Origin of the sequence: Phycicoccus sp. DTK01 (assembly GCF_017312765.1) — a bacterium.
Classification (GTDB): domain Bacteria; phylum Actinomycetota; class Actinomycetes; order Actinomycetales; family Dermatophilaceae; genus Phycicoccus; species Phycicoccus jejuensis.
Window position 1 is genome coordinate 54,114 of record NZ_BOPU01000005.1, and the last position, 18,653, is coordinate 72,766.

The following is an 18,653-nucleotide window of genomic DNA, read 5'->3' on the forward strand; positions in this document are numbered from 1 at the left end:
AGGAGGATGCATGACCCGGACGCCCCTGCGGCGGCTGCTGACGGGGGTCGCCACGAGCGCCCTCGCGCTCGCCGCCCCGGTCGCCCTGACGCCCACCACGGCGTCGGCCGCCACATCGGACCTCTTCTTCTCGGAGTACGTCGAGGGATCGAGCAACAACAAGGCGGTGGAGGTCTTCAACGGCACCGGCGCCCCGGTCGACCTCGCCGCCGGCCGGTACTCGGTCCAGGTGTTCGCCAACGGATCGTCGTCCGGCAGCGCGCCCATCGCGCTCACCGGCACGGTCGCCGCGGACGACGTGTTCGTCCTCGCGAACACCTCGGCGAACGCGGTGCTCAAGCCCCTCGCCGACCAGCTGTCGGGCAGCGCCAACTGGAACGGCAACGACGCCGTCGTGCTGCGCAAGGGCGACGCCGTCCTCGACGTCATCGGGCAGGTCGGCACCGACCCCGGTGCGGCCGGTTGGGGCTCCGGGGACACGACGACCTTCGACCACACGCTGCGCCGGATGGCCTCCGTCTGCGCCGGCGACACCGACGGCAGCGACGCGTTCGACCCGGCCACGCAGTGGGACGGGTTCGCCCGCGACACCTTCGACGGCCTCGGCGCCCACGCGGTGACCGGCTGCGACGGCGGCCCGGTCGAGGACGAGGCCCCCTCCGTCCTCTCGACGACCCCGGCCGACGGCGGCACGGTGACCCCGCGCCAGCGTCTCGGCGTGACGTTCTCCGAGCCGGTCGCCCTCGCCGACGGCGCGCTGTCCCTCGCGTGCTCGGCCTCCGGCGACGTCGCCCTCGCGGTCTCCGGCGGACCCACCGACTGGTCGTTGGCGCCCGCCTCGCCCCTCGCGGACGGCGAGTCCTGCACCCTGACCGTCGCGGCCGACGGGGTCACCGACCTCGACCAGGTCGACCCGCCCGACACGATGGCCGCCGACGTCACGCGCCGCTTCACGGTCGCGAGCTCGTGCGACGCCGACTTCACGCCGGCCTACGCCATCCAGGGCAGCGGCGCCGAGGCCGCGGTCACCGGCCCCGTCGCGACCGAGGGCGTCGTCGTCGCCGACTACCAGGGCGCCTCCCCCGCCCTGCGCGGCCTCTACGTCCAGGACCTCGAGGGTGACGGCGACCCCGCCACCTCCGACGCCGTCTTCGTGTTCACCGGCAGCGACGACAACGCCTCCGTCGGCGACGTCGTCCACGTCACCGGCACCGCGGGTGAGTTCCAGGGCCAGACCCAGGTCACCGCGAGCAACCTCGAGGTCTGCGGCACCGGCTCGGTCGCCCCGACCGAGGTCGCCCTGCCGATGACGCGCGCCGACGACTTCGAGCGCTACGAGGGCATGCTCGTCACCTTCCCGCAGGAGCTGACCGTCACCGAGCTCTTCCAGCTCGGGCGCTTCGGCCAGGTCACCGTCTCCTCGGGCGGCCGCCTGCAGCAGCCGACCAACGTCGTCGCCCCGGGCCCCGAGGCCAACGCGCTCCAGGCGCAGAACGACCTCAACCGTCTGATCGTCGACGACACGACGCAGGCCCAGAACCCCGACCCGATCGTCTGGGGTCGTGGCGGCCGGCCGCTGAGCGCCGAGAACACCCTGCGCGGCGGCGACACCGTCACCGGCGCCACCGGTGTCCTCACCTACACGTGGGGCGGCAGCTCGGCCAGCCCGAACGCCTACCGCCTGCGGCCGGTGACGGCCGACGGCACCGGCATCGAGTTCGCGGCCGCGAACCCACGGCCGACCGCCGCCCCGAACGTCGGTGGCGACGTCCAGGTCGTCGGGATGAACCTGCTCAACTACTTCAACACCTTCACCGGGTGCACCGGTGGTGTCAGCGGTGCCTCGCTCGACTGCCGCGGCGCCGAGAACCAGGCCGAGCTCGACCGGCAGACGGCCAAGACCGTCGCGGCGATGACGACCCTCGACGCGGACGTCTTCGGCGTCAACGAGATCGAGAACGACGGCTACGGCCCGGACAGCGCGCTGGCCCACCTCGTCGACCGCCTCAACGCGGCGACGGCTCCCGGCACGTACGCCTACCTCGACGTCGACGCCCGCACCGGGCAGGTCGACGCCATGGGCGACGACGCCATCAAGGTCGGCGTCGTCTACAAGCCCGGTGCGGTCACCCCCGTCGGCACGACCGCGGCGCTCAACTCCGCCGCGTTCGTCACCGGCGGCGACCCGGCGCCGCGCAACCGCGCCTCGCTCGCGCAGGCGTGGAAGGTCAACGCGACCGGCGGCGTCTTCGTCACCGACGTCAACCACCTCAAGTCCAAGGGCTCGGCCTGCTCGGCCCCGGACACCGGTGACGGTCAGGGCAACTGCGCGGTCGTCCGCACCAACGCGGTGAAGACGCTCCTGCAGTGGCTCGGCACGGACCCGACCGGGACCGGCGACACCGACGTCCTCCTCGTCGGCGACTACAACTCGTACGCCAAGGAGACGCCGATCCGCACCCTCGAGGAGGGCGGCTTCACCAACCTCGTCGAGAAGTTCCAGGGCGAGGACGCCTACTCGTACGTCTTCGACGGGCAGTGGGGCTACCTCGACCAGGCGATGGGGTCGGCCTCGCTCGTCTCCCAGGTCACCGGGGTCGCGGACTACCACATCAACAGCGACGAGCCGTCGGTGCTGGACTACAACACCAACTTCAAGTCGCCCGCCCAGGTCGCGTCGCTCTACGCGCCCGACCAGTACCGCGTCTCCGACCACGACCCGGTCATCGTGGGCCTCAGCCCGCGGGGTCCGCTCGGGGCGACGGCGGCCTTCGCCGACGCCTCCGTCCGGTGCGGTCGCGACAACGCGTCGCTGACGGTGTCGGTGGCCAACGCCGACGACGCGACGAGCGTCGTCGTCGACTGGGGTGACGGCACGAGCACGACGCGCGAGAACGCCTCGGGCGACGTCACCCTCGGCCACACCTACCGGACGGCCGGGAAGCACACGGCGACGGTCACCGTCACCGACGCGGCCGGCACCGTGGTGCGCACCAGCGCCGACGTCGTCGTCGACTACCGCCTCGACGTCCTGCCGCAGGGCACGCTGACCCTGCCGCGCGGGGTCACCGTCCCGGTCATCGCGGCCGTGCGCGACTGCAACGGGCTGCCGGCCCGCGGCATCACCGCGCCGGTCGTCACGCTGACCGGCGCCGACGGCAGCACCGTGTCGAGCACGTCGATGCGGGCCGTCGGCCCGCTGTGGCTCGACACCGTGCGGACCAAGGGCCTGGCCAAGGGCACGTACACGCTGAGCGTGACCGTGCCCGAGACCGGCCAGTCGGAGTCCTCGACGCTGCGCCTGCGCTGAGCCGCCGAGGGGCCTGACCGGGCCCGGCACGACGGACCCCCGGGTCGCCACGCAGGTGGCGGCCCGGGGGTCCGGTCGTGAACGGGGTTCTCGCTCAGGCGCCGCGGCGCGGGCGCGCGCTCTGCGAGAACGACGCCGCCGAGCCGCCGGAGCGGCCCCCGGCCGAGCCGGCGCCCGAGGACGCGCGGCGCGGGCCCGAGCGGGCCGGACGGCCGGAGGACTGACCGGCGGAGCGCGCCTGGCCCTGGCCGCGGCCGCCGCCCTGCCCGCCGCGAGCGGAGCCGGAGCCCTGCCCACCGCGGGACGGACCGCCACCCTGGCCCCCGCGGGAGGGGCCGGAGCCCTGGCCGCGTGCGGGGCGACCGGAGCGCGACCCGGCGCCGGACCCGCCACGACCACCGGAGGCGCCACGACCACCGGAGCGCGAGCCGGAGCCGTTCCGACCCCCGTCGGCCGCCGGCGCGAGGACGAGACCGCCCTCGACGAAGGTCCGCTCACCCGGCGCGAGCCGGCTGAGCATCGGGTGCTTCGCGTCGACTCGCGTCGTCGTCGGCTTGACCCCGGCCTTGCGGGTGAGGTCACGGACGTCGCGCACCTGGTCGTCGGTCATCAGCGTGACGACGGTGCCGGACGCGCCGGCCCGGGCGGTGCGCCCGGAGCGGTGCAGGTACGCCTTGTGCTCGACCGGCGGGTCGGCGTGGATGACGAGGGCGACCTCGTCGACGTGGATGCCGCGGGCGGCGATGTCGGTGGCGACGAGCGTCTTCGCGGTGCCGGAGTGGAAGGCCTCCATCGTCCGGGTGCGCGCGCCCTGGCTGAGGTTGCCGTGCAGCTCGACCGCCGCGACCCCGGCCGCGTTGAGCTGCTTGGCCAGCTTCTTCGCGCGGTGCTTGGTGCGGGTGAACACGACGGTGCGCCCGGGGGCGGCGGTGAGGTCGACGAGCACCGGCAGGTGGTCGGCGGTGCCGACGTGCAGCACGTGGTGCTCCATCGTCGCGACGGGCGACTGCGCGGAGTCGGCCTCGTGGGTCACCGGCTCGTGCAGGTAGCGCCGGGCGATGACGCCGATGCCGGCGTCGAGCGTGGCGGAGAACAGCATCCGCTGGCCGCGGGGCGGTGTCGCGTCGAGCAGGCGCCGGACCTGCGGGAGGAAGCCGAGGTCGGCCATGTGGTCGGCCTCGTCGATGACGGTGACCTCGACGGCGTCGAGGGACACGTGGCCCTGGCCGATGAGGTCCTCGAGGCGCCCGGGGCAGGCGACGACGACGTCGACCCCCTTGCGCAGCGCGGTGACCTGCGGGTTCTGGCCGACCCCGCCGAAGACGGTGCGCGAGGTGAGGCCGAGGGCGCTCGCCAGCGGCGTCATCGCGTCCTCGATCTGGGTCGCGAGCTCGCGGGTCGGGGCGAGGACGAGGGCGCGAGGGCGCTTGGGCTGGCGTCGGGTCCGGCTCTGCGAGAGGCGGGTCAGCAGCGGGAGCAGGAAGGCGACGGTCTTGCCGGAGCCCGTCCGGCCGCGGCCGAGCACGTCACGGCCGGCGATCGAGTCCGGCAGCGTCGCGGCCTGGATGGGCGTGGGGGTCGTGATGCCGCCGGAGGCGAGCACGTCGACGAGGGTGGACGGCACGCCGAGCGCGCCGAAGGAGGAGGTGGTCACGAAGGGGGTCTCCCGGGAGTGGGCGTCGCCGGTCCGCGGACGGCAGCGACGGGGCTGGATGTTCTGCCGGGCGGGGCTCTGGGGCCGCGGCTCAGGGTGATGCGGACCGGGTCCGTCACACAGGCATCGACATCGGAGAGAACGTTGGGCCCGAGGCAGAACTGGGCGGGCCGCTGGTGACCAGTCTACCGGTCGCGGGGCGGTCCCCCGGACCACCGGGGTCCCCGCAGGACCGTCGGGAGGACGCAGCGGGTCAGGCGGTCCCGGGCAGGTGGGCCGCCCCGATGGCGCCCGCCCAGTCGCCGAGCTCGGCCCGCACGACCTCGAGCGCGTTGTCGGGGCCGCGCAGGCGCAGGGCGGCGCGCAGGGGGTCGAGGAGGACCGGGCCGGCCTGGGCCATCCCGCCGCCGACGACGACACGCCGCGTGCCCGCGGACGCGACCACCGGTGCGAGCGTGCCCGCGAGGACCTCGATGGCGTCGTTCCAGATGCGTTGTGCGACAGCATCGCCGGCGGCCACGGCCTCGGCGACGGTGCGCGCGTCACCCTCCCGGCCGGCCTCCCGCCACCGACGGCCGACGGCTCCGGCGCCGGTGAGCGCCTCGAGGCACCCGCTGCGCCCGCAGCCGCACCGCGGACCGGCCGGGTCGACGACGACGTGCCCCAGCTCCCCGGACCAGGACGAGCCGCGGACGACGCGACCTGCGGTCATGAGGGCGACGGCGACGCCCGTGCCGAGCGGGACGAAGAGGACGTCGTCGACCCCCCGGGCCGCCCCGAGCAGGTGCTCCCCGAGCAGCCCGGCCCGCACGTCGTGGCCGACCGCCACCCGTCCGGGCACCCGCCCGCGGAGGGCGCCGAGGAGGTCGAGGTCGCGCCACCCGAGGTTCGCCGACCACTCGGCGACGCCCCGGCGCTCGTCGACGAGCCCGGGGACGACGACCCCGACCCTCGACGGCGTCGCGCCCGCGAGCCCGTCCCCGGCGGCGACGGCGAGCAGCCGGTCGACGCCGCCGGCGACGACGTCGCCGAAGCGAGCCGCGAGCCCCTCCGGCGTCGGCTGGACATCTCGCGCCACGACCGAACCCTGCTGCACGAGAACGGTCTTGATGCGAGTCCCGCCGATGTCGACGCCGACGGCGAGGTCGCCCCCGTCGACGGCAGGACCGCCGTCCGCGGGGTTCGGGCCGGGAGTGCTCAAGGGATCCTCCTCGTGCGCGAATGCGATGGGTTGGCGGGCCGATCGAGCATAGACGGACGCGGGCCGCCGGGCGCGCCCTACGATGACCGCGTGAGCGACGAGGCCAACGGCACCCGCACGCCGACCTCGCGGTGGGCCGCCGTCCTCGACCTGCTCGCCACCCGGGGGCGGCTCTCGGTGACCGAGACCTCGCGCGAGCTCGGCGTCTCGGAGGCCACGGTACGGCGCGACTTCACCGAGCTCGCCCGCCGGCAGCTCGTGACGCGCCACCACGGCGGGGTCGTCGCGACCGCGGTCGCCTACGAGCTCCCCTACCGCTACCGCGTGAGCCAGACCGACGAGGGCATCGACCGGATCGCCGCCCGTGCGGCCGCGCTCGTCGGCCCCGGGGAGGTCGTCGCCCTCAACGGCGGGACCACGACGACGGCCACGGCGCGCGCCCTGACCTCCCGCGAGGACCTCGTCGGCGAGGACGGCCCGGCGCTCACCCTCGTGACCAACGCGCTCAACATCGCGGCCGAGGCCGTCCTGCGCCCCCACGTGCAGTGCGTCTCGCTCGGTGGCGTCGCCCGGCCGGAGTCCTACGAGGTGACCGGTCCGCTGGCGGCCCAGGTCATCCAGCAGCTCTGGTTCGACGTCGCGGTCGTCGGGGTCAACGCGCTCTCGGCGGCCGAGGGGGCGACCTGCCGGTTCGAGGACGAGGCCGCGGTCGTGCGCGCGATGGTCGAGCGCTCGCGACGGGTCGTCGTCGTCGCCGGGGCGGCCAAGCTCGGCGAGCGCACCTTCGCGGCCATCTGCCCGGCGGAGCGCATCGGCACGCTCGTGACGACCGCCGACGAGGCCGCCCCGGAGGTCGCCGCGCTGCGCGAGCGGGGCGTCGAGGTGCTCTGCGTCTGACCGGGACGCCGCCCCGGTGGCCGACCCGCGCGCGGTGCTGTTCACTGCTCGGGACAGCAGCCGCGACATCCCGCACGGATGAGCGTTCGTGATCGCTTCGTTCACCTATCGCTCACAAACGTGCGCGTGTGTACAGTGGCAGGCGCCCGGGCCGGCGGGTGGTCACGAGCCACGCGGCGGGCAGGGCGGCACGCCGGACCTCCGGCTTCTCGACGAGGAGAGCGATGAGCAGCACGCGACGACACATCATGCTGGCCGCGACCGCGGTGACGGGGGCCATGGTGCTCTCGGCCTGCGGGGGCGGCACGGGGGCCGGGCAGGCCGCCGGGGGCTCGGGGGACGGCGAGAAGGCCACCTCGATCACCCTCATGGCCGCCGAGTACTCCAAGGACAACACCAAGGCGTTCTGGGACGCCTTCGCGAAGGAGTACAAGAGCAAGTACGGGTACACCCTCAACGTCAACGTCGTCAGCTGGGACAACATCGACCAGCAGTCCTCGACGATGATCCAGAACAACCAGCCGCCGGACATCCTCAACCTCAACGCGTACGCCAGCTACGCCAAGGACGGCCTGCTCTACGACGCCGACGCGGTGCTGCCGTCCGAGGTGAAGTCCGACATCCTGCCGACGTTCGTCCAGTACGGAACGTACGACGGCAAGTTCTACGGCTTCCCGGACCTCTCCAGCGCCCGCGCGCTCTTCTACAACAAGACCCTCTTCGACAAGGCCGGCATCAGCGCGCCCCCCACCACCTGGGCCGAGCTCGAGGCCGACGCCAAGAAGGTCAAGGACGCGACCGGCGACGCCGGTTACGCGATGCCGCTCGGGCCGGAGGAGGCCCAGGGCGAGTTCTCGATGTGGCTGTTCAACAACGGCGGCGACTGGAAGAGCGACGGCTCCTGGTCGATCAACTCGGACAAGAACGTCGAGACGCTGACCTTCCTCAAGAAGCTCGCCGACGAGAAGCTCACCCAGTCCAACCCGGCGCGCACCAACCGCGCCGACGCCTTCGACCTCTTCAAGTCCGGCAAGGCCGGGATGGTCGTCGGCTTCAGCCCGCTCGCGGCCGCGCTCGACGCCGACAAGACCGTCGACTACGGCGTCGCGCCGTTCCCCTCCAACGACGGTTCCGAGAGCAAGACGTTCGGCGTCACCGACTACCTCATGGCGTTCAAGAAGAGCGGCAACCAGGACGCGGTCAAGGCGTTCTACGAGCTCTACTACGACAAGGACCAGATCAACACGTTCATCGAGAAGGAGGGCTTCCTCCCGGTGACGACCTCGGGCCTGGAGTACTTCCAGAAGGACGACGCGCTCAAGGTCTACCTCGACACCCTGCCGAACGCGCGGCTCACCCCGACCGACGACCCGACGTGGGACAAGGTCAAGCTCGCCGTCCAGCAGAACCTCGGCGCCGCGATGACCGAGGACCCGAAGTCGGTCCTCGACAAGCTGCAGCAGTCGGCCGAGGCGGAGAGCTGACCGACGTGACGACGACCGACGACGTCCAGGCGCCGTCGGCCCGCACCACCCCCGGCGGTCCGCGCGCTCGACGCCGGACCGCCGGGGTCGGTCGGGTCAGCGCGCCGGTCGCGCTGCTCTGGCTCGCGCCCGCCATCGCGCTCATCGTCGGCGTGGTGTTCTACCCGGCCGTCATGCTCTTCCGCGCCTCGCGCTCGGAGTACTCGATCACCGGGCTCTACAAGGGCTCGGCCGGCTGGGACAACTACAGCAAGGTGCTGGCCTACCCGGACCTGCCGGTCGTGCTCAAGAACACCGTGGTCTGGGTCGTCGCCGTCGTCGCCATCACGATCGTCCTCTCGCTGGCGCTGGCCCAGCTGCTCGTCAAGGACTTCCCCGGCCGGCGCTTCGTGCGCTGGGCGGTCATCGTGCCGTGGGCGGCCTCGCTCGTCATCACGAGCCAGCTGTTCGTCCTGCTCTACGACAGCAACTACGGGCTCATCAACCACGTGCTGACCGGGCTGCACCTCATCGACGAGCCGATCAGCTTCCTCGGCGACGACCGCTTCACGATGGCCTCGATGATCGTCGTCGGCGTCTTCGTCTCGCTGCCCTTCACGATCTTCGTCTTCATCGCCGGCCTGGCCGCCATCCCGACCGACGTCATGGAGGCCGCCGAGGTCGACGGCGCCTCGCCGTGGCAGCGCTGGCGGCAGATCACCTTCCCGCTGCTCCGACCGGCGATGCTCATCGCGACCGTGCTCAACACGATCTACGTGTTCAACAGCTTCCCGATCATCTACACGCTCAACGACCGCAACCCGGGCTTCACGCACGACACCCTCATCACGTTCATGTACAAGCTCGCCTTCAAGAGCCAGGAGAAGGACGTGGGGATGTCGGCCGCGACCGGCGTGCTCAACGTGGCGATCATCCTGCTCGTCGTCCTCGTCTACCTCAAGGTCGTCAACTGGCGGGAGGAGACCCGATGACGACGACCCGCCGCCCCCGGCTCGTCGCGTTCACCGCGGCCGTCGTCGCGCTCGTCTTCCTCGCGCCGTACGTCGTCATGGTGCTCGACAGCCTCCGCACGAGCACCGACGTCAAGACGACCCCGCCGTCGTTCCTCCCGCGGGTGTGGCAGTGGGACACCTACGCCACCGTCATCGGCGACGGCAGGTTCCCGCACTGGCTGCTCACGTCGCTCATCGTGTCGGTCGGGGCGACCGCCGTCGTCGTGCTCGTGGCCGTCCCGGCGGCGTACATGACGGCGCGGCACCGCTTCCCGGGCCGCGGGGTCTTCCTGCTCGTCGTCCTCGTGACGCAGATGTTCGCGCCCACCTCGCTCGTCGTCGGCCTCTACCGGCAGTTCTTCGAGCTGAACATGGTCAACACCTACGGCGCGCTCATCATCACGAACGCGGCGTTCAACCTGGCCTTCGCCATCTGGATCCTCCACGGGTTCTTCTCCTCGATCCCGGTCGAGGTCGAGGAGGCGGCCGCGCTGGACGGCGTCGGCCGGGTCGGGATGCTCCGGCGCATCATGCTGCCGCTGACGCTGCCCGGGCTCGTCACCGCGACGATCTTCACGTTCATCGCGGCGTGGAACGAGTACGTCGTCGCGCTGACCCTGATGATCGACGACGACAAGAAGCCGCTGACCGTCGGCTTCCGGTCCTACGTCACCGGCTACGAGCAGAACTGGGACCAGCTGTTCGCGGCGTCGGTCATCGCGGTCGTGCCGGTCGTCATCCTCTTCGCGGTCATCGAGAAGCACCTCGTCGGCGGCCTGACCGCCGGCTCCGTCAAATAGCCCTCCCCCCATTCCCGACTTCTTGCGAGTTGAGCCGCTCGACACGCCGTCCGCACGGCGTGTCGGCGGCGGAACTCGCAAGAAGTCGGGTGGATGGTGGCCGCGGCGCGGGTCGGACGGTGCGTGTCGCCGTCAGGTGCGGAGGGCGGGGACGACGGTGCCGGCGAGCACCCAGGTCGACGCCCCGAGGACGAGCACGAAGGTGGCGAGCCAGAGGACGCGCGGCACGCGGGTCAGCTGCGCGAGGACGGCGGGGTCGCTCGTGCCGGGGTCACGGGCTCCGGCCACCGCCCCGAGGTGGCGCCACGCGCCGACGACGAGGACGAGCCCCACCCCGACGAGCACCTGCGCCTGCACCCGGACCGCGCCCGACCACCACAGCCACGCGGTGAGCGCCCCGACGACGAGGACGACGAGCACCGTCAGCGCCGACCGCGACCGGACGAGCGCGACGAGCAGGACGACGAGGACGGCCGCGAGCACCGGTGCGGCCCAGCCGCGCACGGCCAGCCAGGCCAGCGCGGCACCGACCACGGCGGGCGCCGGGTAGCCGGCCCACGTCGTCGCGACCCGACCGGGGCCGCGCGCCGGCCCGACCGTCACCGCGTGGCCGGACATGTCGCCGCGCAGGACGAACCCGGTGAACCGGCGGCCGCACAGCATCCCGACGACGGCGTGCCCGAGCTCGTGGACGAGCGTCACGCCGAGCCGCAGCACGGACCAGACCGGCCCCACCCCGACGGCGACCAGCGCCGTGACGAGCACGACGAGCAGCGGCCGGCCGGAGAGGGCCACCTCCCCCACCGGCTGCACCCGCTGCCACACCTGCCCGACGTCCACGGTCACGGACCGTAACGGCCGCACCTGTGCCCCCGGTGGGAGGGCCCGGCCGGGAGCCCCGGTGGGACGGTCCGGGCGGCCGGTAGCGTCGGGGAGGTGACCGGCCTCGTCGACATCCACTGCCACGGCGCCGCGGGCGCCGAGCTCGGCCTCGCGACCGACGGCTCCCGGGCCGCGGCCGCCCACCACCGCGCCGACGGGGTCGAGCACCTCGTCGCGAGCCTCGTCTCGGCGCCGTTCGACGACCTCGTGGCGCGGGTCGCGACGCTCGGGCCGCTCGTCGCGGACGGCACGCTGGCGGGCATCCACCTCGAGGGACCCTTCCTCGCGCACGGCCGTCGCGGCGCCCACGACCCCGCCGCGCTGGCCGACCCCGAGCCCGCGCTCGTCGAGCGGCTCGCGGAGGCCGCGGCGCTCACCGGGGCACCGGACGCCCTGCGGCAGATGACGGTCGCCCCCGAGCTGCCCGGCGCCGACCGGCTGGTGCGCGCCCTCGTCGAGCACGGGGTCCGCCCGGCCGTCGGGCACACCGAGGCGGACGCCGCCCTGACCGCGCGCACCCTCGCCGCCGTCGCCGACCTCCAGGGCGCCCCGGCGCTCGTCACCCACCTCTTCAACGGGATGGCGCCGATGCACCACCGGGCCGGCGGACCGGTCGCCGCCGCCCTCGCCGCCGCGGCCCGGGGCGACGCCGTCGTCGAGCTCATCGCCGACGGCGTGCACGTGGCCGCCGAGGTCGTCCGGATGGTCTTCGAGACGGTCGGGCCCCAGAGCATCGCCCTCGTCTCCGACGCCATGGCCGCGACGGGCCTCGGCGACGGCCGGTACCGGCTCGGCGGCCTCGAGGTCGAGGTCTCCGGGGGGACGGCGCGCACGACCGACACCGGCTCCATCGCCGGCAGCACCTCGACCCTCGCCGGGTGCGTCCGGTGGTGCCTCGAGGTCGTCGGGCTGCCCGAGGACGACGTGCTCACCGCCGCGACGAGCACCCCCACGCGCGCCCTGGGCCTCCTCGTCTGACGAGCCGCCGCTCGGCGCTTCGACCCGTCACCCGAAGGGGTGCGGATGCATCGCGTGCGGCAGGTCTCCGCGTGCCTACAGTTGGGGCATGGAGCCGCTGCCGATCTTCCCCCTGGGCGGGGTCCTCCTGCCCGGCGGCCGGATGCCGCTGCAGCTCTTCGAGCCGCGCTACCTCGACCTCGCCCAGCGGCTGGCCGACGAGCCCGAGGGCGAGCGGCGCTTCGGCATCGTCCGGATCCGGCAGGGGCACGAGGTCGGCGAGGGCGCGGCCACCGACCTGCACGAGATCGGCTGCGAGGCGGTCGTCGACGCGATGGCCATCGCGCAGGGCTCGGCCGGCGCGGTCGTGCACCTCGTGGCGCGCGGTGGGCGACGCTTCCGGCTCGACGCCATCGACGAGGGCGCGGGCACCTCGTTCCTCACCGGTCGCGTCTCGTGGCTGCTCGAGCCGGCCGCCGCGACGGACCCCGACCTGCGGGCGCTCGCCGCCCGGGTGCTCGCCGCGCACGCGGCCTACCTCGAGGCGCTCGGGGCGACGGCGGACCCGGTCGAGGGGCGGCCGGTCGACCTCGCCTACCGCATCGTCGAGCGGATGGTGCTCGAGCCGGGCGACCGCCAGCGGGTCCTCGACTCCGCCGACGCGGTGACCCGCCTGCGGCTCGTGCTGGGCCTGCTGACGCGCGAGACGGCCATCGTCCAGCGCTTCCGCGCGGTCCCCACGCCGACCGACCTCGGCGGGGCGTCCCTCAACTGAGGGCCGGGCCGCCTCGTAGGCTGCCGGGCATGGACCTCGGCCACCTCCAGCGCGTCATCGAGCAGACCTACGGTGAGCGCGACCGCGAGCGCGGGGTGCCGAGCACCGTCGCCTGGCTCGCGGAGGAGGTGGGGGAGCTCGCACAGGCGGTCCGCAAGGGCACGGCCGCGCAGCGCGAGCACGAGTTCGCCGACGTCGTCGCGTGGGTGGCGTCGCTCGCGAACCAGACGGGGGTCGACCTCGACGCGGCGCTGGCGCGCTACGCCGACGGCTGCCCGAAGTGCCACGCGATGCCCTGCGCCTGCGCCTGACCCGCATCGCCCCGGCCGGCTGCCGGCCGGTCGGGTCAGCCGGTGGGCAGCGTGCGGGCGAGGAACTCCACGGTCCGCGCCCAGGCGGCGGCCGACGCGTCGCCGTCGTGGTTGACGAAGTCGTCGTTGTCGAAGGCGTGGTCGGCGCCGGGGTAGGTGACGACCTCGGCCGGGGCGTCGCCGCCGGTCACCCGCTCGGTGATGCGCCCGACGACGTCCATCGGCAGGTAGGCGTCGGACTCGCCGAAGACGTGGAGCGAGGGCGTCGACACCGACGGCACGGCGTCGACGAGCTGCGGCAGCGCCGAGCCGTAGAACGAGACGAGCGCATCGGCCGGCTCACCGGCGACGACGGCGTAGCCCAGGCCGCCGCCGAAGCAGAAGCCGACCACGCCGGCGCCGCCCGTCACGGCCTCGTCGTCGCGCAGGGCCCGCAGCGCCTGGGTGGAGTCGGCGACGGCGGCGTCCCAGTCGAGCCGGCCGAGCAGCCCCATCGCCTCCTCGAGCATCGACGGCCCGTTCGGCACGTCGGAGACCCCGAGCCGCCAGAAGACCTCGGGGGCCAGCACGACGTAGCCGAGGGCGGCGAGGTCCTCGGCGCGCCGGCGGATGTAGGGGCTGATGCCGAAGATCTCCTGGAGCAGGAGGACGCCGGGGCCGGTGCCGCTCTCGGGGAGCCAGCGGTGGGCCGGCATCGTACCGTCGGGGAGGGTGACGTCGACGCGCTCGCTCATCGGGTCAGTATGTCCGTGCCCGCTGTGCCGTGCAGGAACCGTCGAAGGTGTCGTTCCCCGTCCGGGCGCGGGCTGCGGTCAGGCGTAGCGGCGCGCGGCGTCGAGCGCCTGCCGGACGTAGCCGCCGCCGAAGAGCACCGCGTGGAGCAGCAGCGGGTGGACCTGGTGCAGCAGCACCCGCTCCCGCCAGCCGTCGGCGAGCGGGGCCGCCTCGTCGTACGCCGCGAGGAGGCGCTCGAGGCCGGGGGCGCCGAAGAGCGCGAGCATCGCGAGGTCGCCCTCGCGGTGGCCACCGTGCGCGGCCGGGTCGATGAGGACCGCTCCGTCGCGGGTCCACACGACGTTGCCCGACCAGAGGTCGCCGTGGATGCGCGCGGGCTCGTCCGGGGTGTCGAGGGCGCCGGACGCCAGGCGCTCGGCCAGCCGCTCGAGGAGTGCCACGGCGTCGTCGTCGAAGGTCCCGCGCTCGCGGCCCAGCCGGGCCAGGGGCAGCACGCGGGCCTGCGCGTGGAAGGCACCCCAGGTGTCCCACCGGCCGAGCACCAGCGGCAGGGGCTCGCTCAGCGGGCCGAGCCAGCCGTCGCCCTCCCAGCCCTCCGGCGCGCAGCCCCAGGCCGGGGCGCCGGCCGCGTGCAGCGTCGCGAGCCCACGGCCCAGCTCCTCGGCGTCCGTCGGCGTCGCCGGGGCGGCGTCGAGCAGCGGCAGCTCGAGGTGGTGCGGCCCGTCGTCGAGGACCTCGGCGACGGCGGCGCCGCGCGCGGCCGCGAGCCAGCGCAGCCCGGCGGCCTCCCAGGCGAAGTAGCCCGCGGGCGCCGTGGTCGAGGTCTTCCGGTACCGGCGCGGCATGCGTCCCATCGTGGCACTCGCGGCGCCCCCGACGTGCAGCCGCTCGGTATCCTGCACGTCGAGCAGACCGGGTGACCTCGGAGGATTCCCCTGATGACGAACACGTTGACCGTCCCACCGCCGGAGAACGAGGACACCGACCAGACCGCACTCCTGGCCCGGCTGACCGATGAGGTCAGCGGGGTCCTGGAGTCGATGGGCGAGCTGTCGGACTACCTCGAGCGCGTCGTCCACGCCGTGCGCCGGGCCGTCGACGGCTGCGACGAGGTCGGGGTGACCATCCTGTCCAAGGACCGGCCGCACACCGCCGCCTACACGACCGTCCAGACCCTCGAGATCGACGCGGTCCAGTACGCGCTCGACGAGGGGCCGTGCCTCGAGGCCGCCCGCACCCGCGAGGAGCAGCTCGTCGCCGACCTCTGCTCCGACGACGGGCGCTGGCCGCTCTTCGCGCAGGCCTCCCGCGAGGACGGCCTGCGCAGCCTGTACGCCGTCCCGCTGGTCAGCGGTGACCAGTGCGTCGGGGCGCTCAACCTCTACGCCTGGGCCACGGACGCCTTCGACGGGTTCGACGCCGCGCTCGTCCGGGTCGCCGCGAGCCGGTGCGCCGACGCGGTCGTCGCCGTCACCGCCCTCGACGGGATGCGCGAGCTCGCCGGCCAGCTCGAGCAGGCGATGGCCAGCCGCGCCGTCATCGAGCAGGCGAAGGGCGTCATCATGGCGATGCGGGGGGTGCCCGAGCACGACGCGTTCGAGATCCTGCGCAAGACCTCCCAGGACCGCAACGTCAAGGTGCGGGTCCTCGCCGAGGACGTCGTCGCGGGTGTCCTGCGCGTCAGTGCCGCCCCGGGTGGTGCGGACGCCTGATCGGCGTGTCCTAGAGTCGGGTCATGGCGCGTCCCCACGCGGCAGCCCTCGTCGAGGATGCCTACACGAGCCGCAAGGCGCGGTTCCTCGAGGCGCGCGGCTGGGTGACCCGGATCGTGCCCTCGACCGGCTACGGCAGCTCGTCGCAGCTGCGCGTGTTCGGGCGCGTCATCCACACCCGGGGGCGTCCCGAGGACGAGCCGACCGAGCCGACGTACGCTGCGCGCCTGCGCGCCGTCGAGCTCGAGACCCGGGGCTGGAAGGCCTTCTTCGCCACGCCCGCGGTCGAGGAGCCGGTGACGGTGCGGGTCAACGAGCGCCTGGTCAGCACGCGCACCGACCGGGGCGGGTTCATCGACCTCGTCATCCGCGGGCACGGCCTGACCCCCGGCTGGCACCAGGTGTTCCTCTCCTCGCCCCGGGCCGAGACCATCGACGTGCCGGTGCTCGTCGTCGGGTCGCAGGTGACGCACGGGATCATCTCCGACATCGACGACACGGTGCTGTCGACGTCGCTGCCGCGCCCGATGATCGCCGCCTGGAACACGTTCCTGCGCTCCGAGGGGGCCCGGCGCCCGGTGGCCGGGATGGCCACGATGTACCGCGAGCTGCTCGCCGCGCACCCCGAGGCGCCGGTCGTCTACCTCTCGACGGGCGCGTGGAACACCGCGCCGCAGCTGACCCGCTTCCTGCAGCGCAACGGCTACCCGGCGGGCCCGATGCTGCTCACCGACTGGGGCCCGACGAACACCGGCTGGTTCCGGTCCGGGCAGGAGCACAAGCGCGCGCAGCTGCACCGGCTGGCCCGTGAGCTGCCGAACGTGCGCTGGCTCCTCATCGGTGACGACGGCCAGCACGACCCGCGCCTCTACACCGACTTCGCGGCGGCGCGACCGGACCGGGTGCGCGGCATCGCGATCCGTGAGCTGACCGCGGGCCAGCAGGTGCTCTCGCACGTCATCCCGATGGCCACGGACGACATCGCCCCCGCCCCGACCGAGCGGCTCGAGGTGCCGGTGGTGCGCGGCCCCGACGGCTACGAGCTGTCCCGTCGCGTCCGGGGGCTGTGGGAGGGCGGGGTGCCGCAGCGCACGCTGCGCGAGTACGCCTCCACCGTCGTCACCTCGTCCGAGGACCCGCCGGCCTACGTCGTCGAGGACCCGGACGAGCGCTGACCTCCCCCCGCGTCGGTGGTGGACGGTAGCGTCGGGCCATGCCCGAGCTGCCCGAGGTGCAGGCGCTGGCCGACTTCCTGGCCCAGCGCACCGACGGGCTCGTCGTCACCGGCGTCGAGCTCGGGAGCTTCCACGTGCTCAAGACCTTCACGCCGCCGCCCGACGCCCTCGTCGGCGCCCCGGTCGACGGGGTGTCGCGGCACGGCAAGTTCCTCGACCTCGACTGCGGCGGCACGCACCTCGTCTTCCACCTCGCGCGGGCCGGCTGGCTGCGCTGGTCCGACGCGATGCCGGCGACGGTGCTGCGGCCGGGCAAGTCGCCGATCGCGCTGCGGGTGCGGTTCGACGACGCGTCGGGCTTCGACCTCACCGAGGCCGGCACCCAGAAGCGCCTCGCCGCCTACGTCGTCAACCGCGTCGAGGACGTGCCGGGCATCGTCTCGCTCGGGCCCGACCCGCTCGCCGACGAGTTCACGCAGGAGGTCTTCGCGGGCATCCTCGCGGAGCACCGGATGCAGGTGAAGGGGCTGCTGCGCGACCAGTCGATCATCGCCGGGGTCGGCAACGCCTACTCCGACGAGGTGCTGCACGTCGCCAAGCTGTCGCCGTTCGCGATCGCGGCGAAGCTCGACTCCGAGCAGGTGACCCGCCTGTACACGGCGCTGCGCGAGACCCTCGCCCACGCGGTGGCGACCGCGTCCGGCAAGCCGGCGAAGGAGCTCAAGGACGCCAAGCGGGCGGGGATGCGGGTGCACGGCCGCACCGGCGAGACCTGCCCCGAGTGCGGCGACGTCGTCCGGGAGGTCTCGTTCGCCGACTCCTCGCTCCAGTACTGCGCCACGTGCCAGACCGGCGGCAAGCCCCTCGCCGACCGGCGCACGAGCAAGTTCCTCAAGTAGCGCGGACGCGACCGCCGGCGCCGGCCGGGCCGTGCGCGATGCTGGGGGCATGAGCGAGTTCCCCGACGTGCCGGTCTCCGCGGTCCCCGACGACGCGACCTTCCTCGACATCCGCGAGCAGGACGAGTGGGACCGCGGCCACGCCCCCGGCGCCGTCCACATCCCGATGGCCGAGCTGCCGCAGCGCCTCGACGAGCTCGCGCCCTTCCTCGACCGCGACGAGCCGCTGGTCGTCACCTGCCGCTCCGGCGGGCGCGTCTCACGGGTGCTGCCGTGGCTCGCGCAGCAGGGCTACGAGGTGGCCAACCTCGACGGCGGGATGCGCGCCTGGCACGCGGAGGGCCGCCCGATGGAGGCCGCCGGCGGCGCGGAGCCCCAGGTCCCCTGACCCCCCGCCCGATCGCGCGCTACACCGCAGTAACTGCCGCTGTGACGACACGTACTGCGGTGTAGCCCGGCACGGAGGCGGGTCAGGAGACGAGCTTGAGGCCGACGACGCAACCGACGATGCCGAGCACGAGCAGGACCCGCAGCAGCGAGACCGGCTCCTCGCCCGTCGCCATCGCGACGGACACGGTGAGCACGGCGCCGATGCCGACCCACACCGCGTAGGCGGTGCCGACGGGCAGCTCGCGCATCGCCCAGCCGAGTCCGCCCATGCTCGCGGCGAGCGCGACGACGAAGACGACGGCGGGGACCGGACGGCTCAGGCCCTCGGACCGGCCGAGGGCGGTGGCCCAGACGGCCTCGAGGACACCGGAGAGGACGAGGACGACCCACGACATGACGTGCTCCTGAGGGCCGTCTTGTCGCGTCACCGGGTACGGCGCCCATCGTCCGGGAGCCCGTGCGGGGCTCTGCCGCCACTG

At 73.9% G+C, this 18,653-nt stretch carries 18 protein-coding genes and 1 riboswitch; of the genes, 12 read left to right on the forward strand and 6 right to left on the reverse strand.

Features of this window, described 5'->3' with window-relative positions; translation table 11 throughout:
• Nucleotides 1–10 precede the first annotated feature (10 nt).
• The gene (locus J3473_RS12135; RefSeq protein ID WP_207023756.1) at nt 11–3,310 is read left to right on the forward strand and encodes an ExeM/NucH family extracellular endonuclease; all 3,300 of its coding nucleotides are present in this window, start codon (nt 11–13) and stop codon (nt 3,308–3,310) included.
• Between the two features lie 94 nt (nt 3,311–3,404).
• On the opposite strand, the gene J3473_RS12140 is transcribed toward J3473_RS12135, so the two are convergent.
• Nucleotides 3,405–4,964: a DEAD/DEAH box helicase gene (locus J3473_RS12140; protein ID WP_036829118.1), complete on the reverse strand. Its 1,560-nt coding sequence runs from the start codon at nt 4,962–4,964 to the stop codon at nt 3,405–3,407.
• Nucleotides 4,965–5,217: 253 nt separating this feature from the next.
• Complete coding sequence (locus tag J3473_RS12145) at nt 5,218–6,165, reverse strand: ROK family protein (RefSeq protein WP_207023759.1); 948 nt, start codon at nt 6,163–6,165, stop codon at nt 5,218–5,220.
• Between the two features lie 90 nt (nt 6,166–6,255).
• Here J3473_RS12145 and J3473_RS12150 point away from each other — a divergent pair, with 90 nt between their 5' ends.
• The 4 genes from J3473_RS12150 to J3473_RS12165 all read left to right on the forward strand — a co-directional run bounded on the left by J3473_RS12150 (nt 6,256) and on the right by J3473_RS12165 (nt 10,338).
• Nucleotides 6,256–7,062 (forward strand): DeoR/GlpR family DNA-binding transcription regulator, encoded by an 807-nt coding sequence (locus J3473_RS12150; protein ID WP_036829115.1) that lies wholly within the window; start codon nt 6,256–6,258, stop codon nt 7,060–7,062.
• 224 nt (nt 7,063–7,286) lie between these two features.
• Entirely contained in the window at nt 7,287–8,546 is a 1,260-nt protein-coding gene (locus J3473_RS12155) for an extracellular solute-binding protein (RefSeq protein WP_242525841.1), read from the forward strand.
• Between the two features lie 5 nt (nt 8,547–8,551).
• Complete coding sequence (locus J3473_RS12160) at nt 8,552–9,517, forward strand: carbohydrate ABC transporter permease (protein ID WP_207023763.1); 966 nt, start codon at nt 8,552–8,554, stop codon at nt 9,515–9,517.
• Nucleotides 9,514–10,338 (forward strand): carbohydrate ABC transporter permease, encoded by an 825-nt coding sequence (locus J3473_RS12165; protein ID WP_207023767.1) that lies wholly within the window; start codon nt 9,514–9,516, stop codon nt 10,336–10,338. The genes J3473_RS12160 and J3473_RS12165 overlap by 4 nt, the downstream gene beginning before the upstream one ends.
• Before the next feature lie 132 nt (nt 10,339–10,470).
• On the opposite strand, the gene J3473_RS12170 is transcribed toward J3473_RS12165, so the two are convergent.
• Nucleotides 10,471–11,178 (reverse strand): M50 family metallopeptidase, encoded by a 708-nt coding sequence (locus J3473_RS12170; protein ID WP_207023770.1) that lies wholly within the window; start codon nt 11,176–11,178, stop codon nt 10,471–10,473.
• A gap of 96 nt (nt 11,179–11,274) precedes the next feature.
• Between J3473_RS12170 and J3473_RS12175 the strand changes: the two genes are divergently transcribed.
• The 3 genes from J3473_RS12175 to J3473_RS12185 all read left to right on the forward strand — a co-directional run bounded on the left by J3473_RS12175 (nt 11,275) and on the right by J3473_RS12185 (nt 13,263).
• Nucleotides 11,275–12,198: an N-acetylglucosamine-6-phosphate deacetylase gene (locus J3473_RS12175; RefSeq protein ID WP_207023773.1), complete on the forward strand. Its 924-nt coding sequence runs from the start codon at nt 11,275–11,277 to the stop codon at nt 12,196–12,198.
• A gap of 88 nt (nt 12,199–12,286) precedes the next feature.
• Nucleotides 12,287–12,952: an LON peptidase substrate-binding domain-containing protein gene (locus tag J3473_RS12180; RefSeq protein ID WP_207023776.1), complete on the forward strand. Its 666-nt coding sequence runs from the start codon at nt 12,287–12,289 to the stop codon at nt 12,950–12,952.
• 29 nt (nt 12,953–12,981) lie between these two features.
• Entirely contained in the window at nt 12,982–13,263 is a 282-nt protein-coding gene (locus J3473_RS12185; RefSeq protein WP_030527189.1) for a MazG nucleotide pyrophosphohydrolase domain-containing protein, read from the forward strand.
• Nucleotides 13,264–13,298: 35 nt separating this feature from the next.
• Here the strand turns inward: J3473_RS12185 and J3473_RS12190 are convergent, their stop codons facing one another.
• Both J3473_RS12190 and J3473_RS12195 read right to left on the reverse strand, forming a co-directional pair.
• Nucleotides 13,299–13,997 (reverse strand): dienelactone hydrolase family protein, encoded by a 699-nt coding sequence (locus J3473_RS12190; RefSeq protein ID WP_207023779.1) that lies wholly within the window; start codon nt 13,995–13,997, stop codon nt 13,299–13,301.
• Between the two features lie 78 nt (nt 13,998–14,075).
• Entirely contained in the window at nt 14,076–14,900 is an 825-nt protein-coding gene (locus J3473_RS12195) for a fructosamine kinase family protein (RefSeq protein ID WP_256437944.1), read from the reverse strand.
• 36 nt (nt 14,901–14,936) lie between these two features.
• On the opposite strand from J3473_RS12195, the gene J3473_RS12200 reads away from it, so the two are divergent.
• From J3473_RS12200 to J3473_RS12215, 4 genes are read left to right on the forward strand one after another with little or no spacing between them, the layout of a single operon-like run.
• Nucleotides 14,937–15,710, forward strand: coding sequence for a GAF and ANTAR domain-containing protein (locus J3473_RS12200; protein WP_207023784.1), 774 nt, complete (start codon nt 14,937–14,939; stop codon nt 15,708–15,710).
• A gap of 23 nt (nt 15,711–15,733) precedes the next feature.
• Nucleotides 15,734–16,885, forward strand: a complete 1,152-nt coding sequence (locus tag J3473_RS12205; RefSeq protein WP_084696599.1) for an App1 family protein — start codon at nt 15,734–15,736, stop codon at nt 16,883–16,885.
• Nucleotides 16,886–16,923: 38 nt separating this feature from the next.
• Nucleotides 16,924–17,784 (forward strand): Fpg/Nei family DNA glycosylase, encoded by an 861-nt coding sequence (locus J3473_RS12210; RefSeq protein WP_207023788.1) that lies wholly within the window; start codon nt 16,924–16,926, stop codon nt 17,782–17,784.
• 49 nt (nt 17,785–17,833) lie between these two features.
• Nucleotides 17,834–18,172: a rhodanese-like domain-containing protein gene (locus J3473_RS12215; RefSeq protein ID WP_207023791.1), complete on the forward strand. Its 339-nt coding sequence runs from the start codon at nt 17,834–17,836 to the stop codon at nt 18,170–18,172.
• A gap of 82 nt (nt 18,173–18,254) precedes the next feature.
• Here J3473_RS12215 and J3473_RS12220 read toward each other — a convergent pair whose 3' ends face one another.
• Entirely contained in the window at nt 18,255–18,569 is a 315-nt protein-coding gene (locus J3473_RS12220) for a multidrug efflux SMR transporter (protein ID WP_030527182.1), read from the reverse strand.
• Between the two features lie 10 nt (nt 18,570–18,579).
• A riboswitch (guanidine-III (ykkC-III) riboswitch) is annotated at nt 18,580–18,645 on the reverse strand.
• Between the last annotated feature and the right edge of the window lie 8 nt (nt 18,646–18,653).

Coding starts and splice junctions, on each gene's coding strand:
- J3473_RS12135 (WP_207023756.1), top strand. CDS start 11: ATGACCCGGACGCCCCTGCGGCGGCTGCTGACGGGGGTCGCCACGAGC.
- J3473_RS12155 (WP_242525841.1), top strand. CDS start 7,287: ATGAGCAGCACGCGACGACACATCATGCTGGCCGCGACCGCGGTGACG.
- J3473_RS12165 (WP_207023767.1), top strand. CDS start 9,514: ATGACGACGACCCGCCGCCCCCGGCTCGTCGCGTTCACCGCGGCCGTC.
- J3473_RS12180 (WP_207023776.1), top strand. CDS start 12,287: ATGGAGCCGCTGCCGATCTTCCCCCTGGGCGGGGTCCTCCTGCCCGGC.
- J3473_RS12185 (WP_030527189.1), top strand. CDS start 12,982: ATGGACCTCGGCCACCTCCAGCGCGTCATCGAGCAGACCTACGGTGAG.
- J3473_RS12190 (WP_207023779.1), bottom strand. CDS start 13,997: ATGAGCGAGCGCGTCGACGTCACCCTCCCCGACGGTACGATGCCGGCC.
- J3473_RS12200 (WP_207023784.1), top strand. CDS start 14,937: ATGACGAACACGTTGACCGTCCCACCGCCGGAGAACGAGGACACCGAC.
- J3473_RS12205 (WP_084696599.1), top strand. CDS start 15,734: ATGGCGCGTCCCCACGCGGCAGCCCTCGTCGAGGATGCCTACACGAGC.
- J3473_RS12210 (WP_207023788.1), top strand. CDS start 16,924: ATGCCCGAGCTGCCCGAGGTGCAGGCGCTGGCCGACTTCCTGGCCCAG.
- J3473_RS12215 (WP_207023791.1), top strand. CDS start 17,834: ATGAGCGAGTTCCCCGACGTGCCGGTCTCCGCGGTCCCCGACGACGCG.
- J3473_RS12220 (WP_030527182.1), bottom strand. CDS start 18,569: ATGTCGTGGGTCGTCCTCGTCCTCTCCGGTGTCCTCGAGGCCGTCTGG.